The organism is Kitasatospora sp. CB02891, assembly GCF_002803145.1.
GTDB classification, from domain to species: domain Bacteria; phylum Actinomycetota; class Actinomycetes; order Streptomycetales; family Streptomycetaceae; genus Kitasatospora; species Kitasatospora griseola.
This window is the reverse complement of sequence record NZ_NNBO01000032.1, coordinates 1-8,941: the sequence shown is the minus strand read 5'-3', so window position 1 is coordinate 8,941 and position 8,941 is coordinate 1. Positions and strand designations below refer to the sequence as shown.

The 8,941-nt window shown below is 72.6% G+C and carries 7 protein-coding genes and 2 pseudogenes; 2 read left to right on the top strand and 7 right to left on the bottom strand.

The genetic code is table 11. The annotated features are described in order from the left end of the window. From CG736_RS35735 to pdhA, 3 genes are all read right to left on the bottom strand, one after another. Positions 1-298: biotin/lipoyl-containing protein (locus CG736_RS35735; protein WP_304528239.1), on the bottom strand; the 298-nt coding region annotated here is incomplete at its 3' end. A gap of 14 nt (positions 299-312) precedes the next feature. Continuing rightward, a complete protein-coding gene (locus tag CG736_RS35730) occupies positions 313-1,287 on the bottom strand; it encodes an alpha-ketoacid dehydrogenase subunit beta (protein WP_369880814.1) in 975 nt (324 codons plus the stop codon). Then, positions 1,287-2,435 carry a pyruvate dehydrogenase (acetyl-transferring) E1 component subunit alpha gene (gene pdhA, locus CG736_RS35725; RefSeq protein ID WP_043915326.1) on the bottom strand — a complete coding sequence of 383 codons (1,149 nt, stop codon included), beginning with the start codon at positions 2,433-2,435 and terminating at the stop codon, positions 1,287-1,289. The genes CG736_RS35730 and pdhA overlap by 1 nt, the downstream gene beginning before the upstream one ends. 312 nt (positions 2,436-2,747) lie before the next feature. Between pdhA and CG736_RS35720 the strand changes: the two genes are divergently transcribed. Further along, positions 2,748-3,407, top strand: coding sequence for a response regulator transcription factor (locus tag CG736_RS35720; RefSeq protein WP_100590255.1), 660 nt, complete (start codon positions 2,748-2,750; stop codon positions 3,405-3,407). Between the two features lie 58 nt (positions 3,408-3,465). Then, a complete protein-coding gene (locus tag CG736_RS35715) occupies positions 3,466-4,554 on the top strand; it encodes a phosphotransferase enzyme family protein (protein ID WP_100590254.1) in 1,089 nt (362 codons plus the stop codon). 17 nt (positions 4,555-4,571) lie between these two features. Here the strand turns inward: CG736_RS35715 and CG736_RS35710 are convergent, their stop codons facing one another. The 4 genes and pseudogenes from CG736_RS35710 to CG736_RS35695 all read right to left on the bottom strand — a co-directional run. Next, on the bottom strand, positions 4,572-6,239 hold the full coding sequence (locus tag CG736_RS35710) for a protein kinase (protein ID WP_100590253.1): 1,668 nt from the start codon (positions 6,237-6,239) through the stop codon (positions 4,572-4,574). Positions 6,240-6,436: 197 nt separating this feature from the next. Then, positions 6,437-7,771 (bottom strand): annotated as a pseudogene (locus tag CG736_RS39075) (protein kinase); the annotation flags it as partial. Between the two features lie 90 nt (positions 7,772-7,861). Then, a complete protein-coding gene (locus CG736_RS35700; RefSeq protein ID WP_100590251.1) occupies positions 7,862-8,473 on the bottom strand; it encodes a bacterial proteasome activator family protein in 612 nt (203 codons plus the stop codon). Positions 8,474-8,561: 88 nt separating this feature from the next. Next, positions 8,562-8,941: pseudogene (locus CG736_RS35695) on the bottom strand (hypothetical protein); the annotation flags it as partial.

The following is an 8,941-nucleotide window of genomic DNA, read 5'->3' as shown; positions in this document are numbered from 1 at the left end:
CGGCCGCGGCCGGCGCGGGCGCCGCCTCGGCCGGGGCGGCGCCGGCGACGGCCACCGCGATGATCGCGGTGCCGACGTCGACGGTGGCGCCCGCCGGGAAGTGCAGCGCCTCGACCACGCCGGTGAACGGGATCGGCAGCTCGACCGCGGCCTTGGCGGTCTCCACCTCGCAGACGACCTGCCCGTCGGTGACGGTGTCGCCCGGCTTGACGTACCAGGTGAGGATCTCGGCCTCGGTGAGGCCCTCGCCCACGTCGGGCATCTTGAACTCGCGGAGCGAGCGAACGTCAGTGGTCATCTTCGCCCCTCGGTTCAGTACGCGAGCGCGCGGTCGACGGCGTCGAGCACACGGTCGAGATCGGGCAGGTAGGTCTCCTCGACCCGCGACGGCGGGTACGGGGCGTGGTAGCCGCCGACCCGCAGGACCGGCGCCTCCAGGTGGTAGAAGCAGCGCTCGGTGAGCCGGGCGGCAAGCTCCGCGCCCAGGCCGAGGAAGACCGGGGCCTCGTGGACCACGATGCCGCGGCCGGTGCGCTTGAGGGACTCCTCCAGGGTGGGGAAGTCGATCGGCGACAGCGAGCGCAGGTCGACCACCTCCAGCTGGCGGCCGTCCTCCTCGGCGGCCTTCGCCGCCTCCTGGCAGACCTTGACCATCGGCCCGTAGGCGATCAGCGTGGCGTCGATGCCGGGCCGGACGATGCGCGCCGAGTGCAGCGGCAGCATCGGGTCCTCGCCGACCTCGCCCTTGTCCCAGTAGCGGCGCTTGGGCTCCAGGAAGACCACCGGGTCGTCCGACTCGATGGCCTGGCGCAGCATCCAGTGCGCGTCGTGCGCGTTGGACGGGCTGACCACCCGCAGGCCGGCGGTGTGCGCGAAGTACGCCTCGTGCGACTCGCTGTGGTGCTCCACCGCGCCGATGCCGCCGCCGAACGGGATGCGGACGGTGACCGGCATCTTGACGTGGCCGAGCGCGCGGGCGTGCATCTTGGCGAGCTGGGAGACGATCTGGTCGAAGGCCGGGTACACGAAGCCGTCGAACTGGATCTCCACCACCGGGCGGTAGCCGCGCAGCGCGAGGCCGATGGCGGTGCCCACGATGCCGGACTCGGCGAGCGGGGTGTCGATCACCCGGTCGTCGCCGAAGTCCTTCTGCAGGCCGTCGGTGATCCGGAAGACGCCGCCGAGCTTGCCGATGTCCTCGCCCATCAGGACGGTCTTCGGGTCGCTCTCCAGCGACTTGCGGAGCGCGTCGTTGAGCGCCTTGGCAATGCTGAGCTGACCGGCCATCAGTGGTGCTCCCCACCCTCGAAGGAGGCGGCGTACGCCTCGTACTCGGCGCGTTCCTCGTCCACCAGCGGGTGCTGCTCGGTGTAGACGTGGTCGAAGATCAGGGTCGGGTCCGGGTCGGGCATCGAGCGGACGCCCTCACGGACGCGCAGGCCCAGCTTCTCGCTCTCGGCCTCGACCTCGGCGAAGAACGCCTCGTCGGCGAGGCCCTCCTTCTCCAGGTGGGCCTTCAGCCGCAGGATCGGGTCCTTGGCCTTCCAGGCCTCGGTCTCCTCGTTCTGCCGGTAGCGGGTCGGGTCGTCGGAGGTGGTGTGCGCGCCCATCCGGTAGGTGAACGCCTCGACCAGCACCGGGCCCTGGCCGGTGCGGGCGTGGTCCAGCGCCCAGCGGGTGACCGCGAGGCAGGCCAGCACGTCGTTGCCGTCGACCCGGACGCCGGGGAAGCCGAAGCCGGAGGCGCGGCGGTACAGCGGGATGCGGGTCTGCACGGTGGTGGGCTCGGAGATCGCCCACTGGTTGTTCTGGCAGAAGAACACCACCGGCGAGTTGTAGACCGAGGCGAAGGTGAAGGCCTCGTTGACGTCGCCCTGGCTGGAGGCGCCGTCGCCGAAGTAGGCGATCACCGCGTCGTCCGCGCCGTCCTTGGTGATGCCCATCGCGTAGCCGGTGGCGTGCAGGGTCTGCGCGCCGATCACGATGGTGTAGAGGTGGAAGTTCTTCTCGTTCGGGTCCCAGCCGCCGTTGTTCACGCCGCGGAACATGCCGAGCAGGTTCAGCGGGTCGACGTCGCGGCACCAGGCCACGCCGTGCTCACGGTAGGTGGGGAAGGCGTAGTCGCCGGGGCGCATCGCCCGGCCGGAGCCGACCTGCGCCGCCTCCTGGCCCAACAGCGAGGCCCACAGGCCGAGCTCGCCCTGCCGCTGCAGTGAGGTGGCCTCGGCGTCGAAACGCCGCACCAGTACCAGGTCCCGGTAGAGCGCCCGCAGCTCCTCGGGTGTCACGGTGAGCGGGTAGTCCGGGTGCTCGACCCGGTCGCCCTCCGGTGTGAGCAGCTGGACGAGCTCCGGTGCGGCGGAGCCGGCACTGGTTTTGTCAGGGACGCCGGGGGCGGCCTTCTTGCGCGCCCTCGCCGTGCTTTTGACGGTCACGTTCACTCCCTCGGTCTGTCCGGCCGCCCGGGGTCGCCGGTGGCCGGTCCGGTCGCCCTCCCGGCTCGCGCGCGTGGGTGTGCGCGCCAGTGCGGGTGGGCGGTGTTCCCTTTCCGACGGCGTCCCTCACGAGAACGTTACCCAGCGGCACCCCTTGGCGCTCTTGCGCTAGGACGTCCTAGTTGTTCTCCGGTACGGGAAACCGACGGTGTGACGCGGCTTACCTTCCGGTCAGGACACCAGCGCACGGTATCCGGGCAGCGGCCGCTGCGAAAGGGGGTAACGCCCATCGATTTGTGCGAGGCTTTGCAAATGACAGATAACGGACATATCCGGGTGTTTCTCCTCGATGATCACGAAGTGGTCCGACGGGGCGTGCACGACCTGCTCGCCACGGAGGGCGACATCGAGGTGGTCGGCGAGGCCGGCACGGCCGCCGAGGCGCTCAACCGGATTCCGGTGGTCCACCCCGACGTGGCGGTCCTGGACGTCCGACTTCCCGACGGGAACGGGGTCGAGGTCTGCCGGGAGATCCGCTCCCGGTACCCGTCGGTGAAATGCCTGATGCTCACCTCCTTCTCCGACGACGAGGCGCTGTTCGACTCGATCATGGCGGGCGCCTCCGGATATGTCCTGAAAGCGATCCGCGGCACCGACCTGCTGTCCGCGGTGCGCGACGTCGCGGCCGGCAAATCCCTGCTCGACCCGGTCGCCACCAGCCGGGTGCTGGCCCGGCTGCGCGAGGGCGGCGAGAAGGAGGACGAGCGAATCGCGCAGTTGACGAAACAGGAGCGCCGCATCCTCGATCTGATCGGCGAGGGGATGACGAATCGGCAGATCGGCAATGAGCTGCACCTGGCCGAGAAAACCGTAAAAAACTACGTCAGCAGCCTGCTGGCCAAGATGGGCATGGAGCGCCGCACCCAGGTCGCCGCGTACGTGGCGCGCCGTCAGGCGGACCAGCAGCACTGAGATCACATCGAATACACTGTGTCAAGTCGCTATCACGCCGAGTAATACGCTCTGCTCCGTGACGTACGGTCAGACCATCTCCCTCGCGCCGGCCCGCCCGGACGCCACCGCTCCCCCCATCGGCACTCTCAGCCCCCCGGTCGCGCACGCCGCCGTGGCCGGAGTCCTGCGTTCCTACCGCACCGCGCCGCCCGGCGCGGTGGTGCCGGTGGCCGAAGGACTGCTCAACCGCGGCTACCGGATCGCCACCGCCGACGGCGCCACGTACTTCCTGAAGTGCTACGTCGACCGGGCCACCGCCAACCGGCCGGCGATTCTCGGCCAGCACCGCGCCACCGCCGCGCTGGCCGCCCGCGGTCTTCCGGTGCCGCCGCCGCTCGCCAACCGGGACGGCCGGACGGTCACCGCGTACGGCGGCCGGCTGTTCGCGCTCTACCCGTGGGTGCCCGGCGACCACCGGCACGGCACCGAGCTCGACCCCGTCCGGTGCGGCGAACTCGGCAGCCTGCTGGGAGCACTGCACGGCGCACTCCGCGAAGTCTGCGCCCCGCTGCGGCAGCCGGACGCGGTGCTCAGCGCCGAGGTCGAGGAGACCGAGCGGCTCGTCCTGGAGCTGCGCGAGCTGGCCCGGGTGCACCGCCCCTACGGGCCGTTCGACCGGCTCGCCGAGCAGCGCCTGACCGAACGGCTGGAACTGCTCGCCACGCACCGCCACCGCCGCCCCGGCCCGGCCGACGCACCGCCCACCGGCTGGACGCACGGCGACTTCCACAGCCTGAACGTGCTCTACCGGGGCGATGCCGTCAGCGCCGTCCTGGACTGGGACAAGCTCGCCCCGCACCCGGTCGCCGAGGAGGCGGTGCGGGCCGCCACGCTGCTGTTCAACGACCGCGCCACCGGCGTCCTCGACCTGGTCCGGGTCCGGCACTGGGCCCGCGCCTACCGGGCCACCGGCGCCGCGAACGCCGAACAGGTCGCCGCCGCGGTGCACCGGGTGTGGTGGGAGCGACTGAACGACCTGTGGATGCTGCAGTGGCACTACCAGCGCCGCGACCACCGGGCCGACCCGCTGTTCGCGGCCTCCGCCGGGCAGCTCACCTGGTGGTGCCAGGACTACGAGCAGGTCATGGACGCGTTCGCCAACTGACCTGCCCGCAGCCGCCGTCAGCCGGTGCCGACCGGCAGCTGCACCGTCCCGTTGCTGGGCGTCGGCTTGGACGTGGTGCCCGCGCTCGGGCCGGCCGACGGCGTGGTCTTGTCGCCGGTCGGGCTGGCCGGGGCCGAGGGCTTCGGCGAGTGCGAGGGGCTGGCCGAGGCGGACGCCGACGCGCTGGCCGAGGCGGAGGCGCTCGGCGACGGCGACCAGCTCGGCGTCTCCTGCTGGTGACCGGTGCCCTGGCTGCGGGTCGGCGGGGCGCTGGTGGGCCGCTCCGTCGACTCGTCGACGGACGGGCTGCCACTGGAGTGGACCGGCGTGTTGGTGGCCGGCGTCTTGTGCGTGTTGTCCTGGTTGGCGGTCAGCGCCAGCGCCACCCCGACGGTGGCGGCCAGCACCAGGGCCACCGCGCCCAGCACCCAGCCCCAGGGGTTGCGGCGCGGCCGCTCCTGCGGGTCCTCGCCGTCGCCGCCGCTGCCACCGCCGTTGCCGCCGCCGACGCCCGGGTAGGGGCGCGCGGGCGTCTGGTACGCCGAGGCCATCGGGTACGGCAGGGCCTCGGTCCGGGCGGCCTCGTCGCCGACCATGTCGAGCGGCTCGGTGGTCGACGCGGCGCCGATCGCCGAGTGGTCCCAGCCGCCGGCCGCGGCGCCAGCCGCCAGGCCCCCGGCACCCGTCGGCCGGCCCGCGCCGGCGGCACCGTGCAGCTGGCGCAGCGCGTGCTGGACGTGCGCCCGGAACTCGTCGGCGCTCTGGAACCGGTCGTCCGGGTTCTTCTCCAGCGCCCGCAGCACCAGCGCGTCCAGCTGCGGCGGCACCCGGTCGTTCACCCGGGACGGCGGCACCGGCGCGTCCTGGACGTGCTGGTACACCACCGCCAGCGGGGTCTCGCCGACGAACGGCGGCCGCAGGGTGAGCAGTTCGTACAGCATGCAGCCGGCCGCGTACAGGTCGGAGCGGTGGTCGACGGCCTTGCCGAGGGCCTGCTCCGGCGACAGGTACTGCGGGGTGCCCATCACCATGCCGGTCTGCGTCATGGTGGTGGCCGCGCCGGTCAGCGCCCGGGCGATGCCGAAGTCCATCACCTTGACCGCGCCGCCGTTGGTGATGATGACGTTGGCGGGCTTGATGTCCCGGTGCACGATCCCGTGCTGGTGGCTGTAGGCCAGTGCCTCCAGCACGCCGGCGGTGATGATCAGCGCCTGGTCGACCGGCGGCGCTTCCTCGTCCACCAGCAGCTCGCGCACCGTCCGGCCCTCGACGAGCTCCATCACGATGTACGGGGTGGACTCCCCGCCCTGCTGCTCCTCGCCGGTGTCGTAGACCGCCACGATCGAGTGGTGGTTGAGCGCGGCGACCGAGTGTGCCTCGCGGGTGAAGCGCAGCCGGGCGGTGTCGTCCTCGGCGAGTTCGGAGCGCAGCAGCTTGACCGCCACGGTGCGGCCCAACCGGAGGTCCTGGGCGGCGAACACCTCGGCCATGCCGCCGCGGCCCAGCCGCCCGGTCAGCCGGTAGCGGCCGTCCCCGACGGTGGGGAAGGGAACCGCGCTGCCCCGACCCGGAGTTGCCGCCCCGACCGGGAGCACCTCGGTCGGTCCGGTGACCTCGTCGGTCCGGCCGTCGTCCTCGTCCCGCTGGTCCGCCCGGCCGTCGTCCGGTCGTTCGCTCTGACCCATCGCTCCTCGCCCCGGGCACTCGCTCGGCGCGCGTTCGCCCTGTCGGTTCCGTCCTCAGCACGCTACCGTCTCGCGCCCGCCGACGTGGCACGGGACGGCGTGCGCGGGGCTCACATCGGGCTCTGCGAGCCTGCCCCGAGGCCGAGTTCGGGCACGGAGCAGGTCTGGGCTCAGTACGTGGACGTGCCCGTGGTCGAACCGGCCACCGCAATTGCCACGATGATGATCGCAAGTACGATCACGCCGACGATCACACCGACCACGATCAGTGCGGTCGAACAGCCGTTGCTGTTGTTCGCCGGCGGCGGGTACGCCATCGGCATCGGCCCCGTCATCGGGCCGGGCATCGGCGGACCGGGCATCGGCTGCTGCGGGAACGGCTGCGGGGTGCCCTGCGGGAAGCCCTGCTGGAACTGCGGCTGCGGGAACGGCTGCGGCGTCTGCGGCGGCTTCGCGAACTGCGGCGGCGCCTGCGGGAACGGCGCCGGGGTCTGCGCGTACGGCGGCGGGGTCTGCGGCCCGGGCGCCGGCCGGTACGGCTGCGGCGGCGGGGTGCCGCCGCCCACCGGCGGGAAGTCGGTCAGCGACGGCGCGGCGTGCACCGAGCGCGGCCCCTCGCCGATCACCAGCGGGGTGGACGCCTGCAGCGGCGTGTTGCCCTGCTCGCCCGCCGCGACCCGCTCCACCTCCTCGCGCATCGCCTCCGCCGTCGGGAACCGGTGCGCCGGGTCCTTGCGCAGCGCCTGCGCGACCAGCGCGTCCACCGCGGGCGTGACCGCGCCGTTCAGCGTGGACGGTGCCGGCGGGGTCTCCTGCACGTGCTTGTACGCGATCGAGAACGCCGAGTCGCCGTCGAACGGCAGCTGCCCGCTGAGCAGTTCGAACAGCATGCAGCCCACCGAGTACAGGTCGGACCGGGCGTCGACGCTCTTGCCGAGCGCCTGCTCCGGCGACAGGTACTGCGGGGTGCCGACCACCATGCCGGTCTGCGTCATCGACGTCACCCCGGACTGCAGGGCCCGGGCGATGCCGAAGTCCATCACCTTGACGACGCCCTTGGTGGACACCATCACGTTCGCCGGCTTGATGTCGCGGTGCACCAGCCCCTGGTCGTGCGAGGCCTCCAGCGCCGACAGCACCGCCGCGGTGATCTTCAGCGCCTGCTCGGTCGGCATCGCGCCGCGGGTGGTCACCTGCTCGTCCAGCACGTCCTTCAGCGAACGGCCCTCGACGAACTCCATGACGATGTACGGCGTCGCCGTCCCGTCCGGCCCGACGTCCTCACCGGAGTCGAACACCGAGACGATGTTGGTGTGCTGGAGCCGGGCCACCGCCTGCGCCTCGCGCCGGAACCGCTCCTTGAACGAGGCCTCCCGGCCCAGTTCGGTGTGCAGCGTCTTCACCGCGACCTGACGGTCCAGCACCGTGTCGTACGCGAGGTGGACGGCCGCCATGCCGCCCTGCCCGAGCAACCGCTGCAGCACGTACCTGCCGTGGCCGAGCGAGTGGCCCTCGGTGGTGCCCTCTGTCATGGTCCCAGCTCCCCCTCGGCACGCGGTACTTCCGGACTGGGGCCAGGGTAGCGGTTCGGGGCCGCGCCGCAGCGCGGCCCCCGAGGCCGACTACAGGTACGGACCGGAACGCAGACCGCGGCCCGGACCCGGCTCCTCCAAGTCCCCCTCCGCGCCGTGCAGTCCGGGCGGCAGCGCCCGCCGCATCTGCTCCAGCTGCGCCCGCGCCGCCATCTGCTGGGCGAACAGCGCGGTCTGGATGCCGTGGAACAGGCCCTCCAGCCAACCCACCAACTGCGCCTGCGCGATGCGCAGTTCGGCCTCGGTGGGGATGGTGTCGTCGGCGAACGGCAGCGACAGCCGCTCCAACTCCTCGACCAGCTCGGGCGCCAGACCCAGCTCCAGCTCCTTGATCGAGCTGGCGTGGATGTCCTTCAGCCGGGCCCGGCTCGCCTCGTCCAGAGGCGCCGCCCGCACTTCCTCCAGCAGCTGCTTGATCATGCTGCCGATCCGCATCACCTTGGCCGGCTGCTCGACCATCTCGGTCACCGGCAGTTCACGCGGCTCGTCCTCCTCGCCGCCCCGGCCGAGCCCGCCGGCCGGCGCGGTGCCCACCGCCATGCCGTCCGGTCCGACGATCAGCACCTTCGGACTGTCCTCGGACTTCCCGCTCGACGCCTGGTAAGGCTCTTGCTGCGACCGCTCGTTCATCGGGTTGGTCATAGCTCCTTCATATGCTTCGTCCACCGCGGAGGTCAACGAACCTGGTCCCGGGATCGTCCCACCCGGCGGGCGCCCGCGTCGCACGGCCTCACCGCCGGCGCAGCTTCATTCCGACCAGGCCGAGGCCCAGTCCGATCATGCCCAGTCCGACGCCCAGCGGCAGCTGTCGCGCGGACTGGTCGCCCAGGTGCAGCGGCCCCGCCGGCACCACCGGGCCGGCCAGTGGGGCCCCGCCCGCGACCACCGCGTCGTCCGTGCCGCCGCCCGTCGCGGGGTCGGCCGCGTCCTCGTCGCCCCCTCCGGCCCCCTCCGCCCCGCCGGTCGTCCCCGGTGTCCCCGCTGCCTCCGGCGCCCCCGGTCCGGGCGCCGGCTGCTGCCCGCCGGCCCCGTCCGTCGCGGCCGCCGACGGCTCGGGCTGCGCCGGGGTCGGCGTCGGCGTCGGCGGCACCGCCGGCCGCTGGTGGTGGT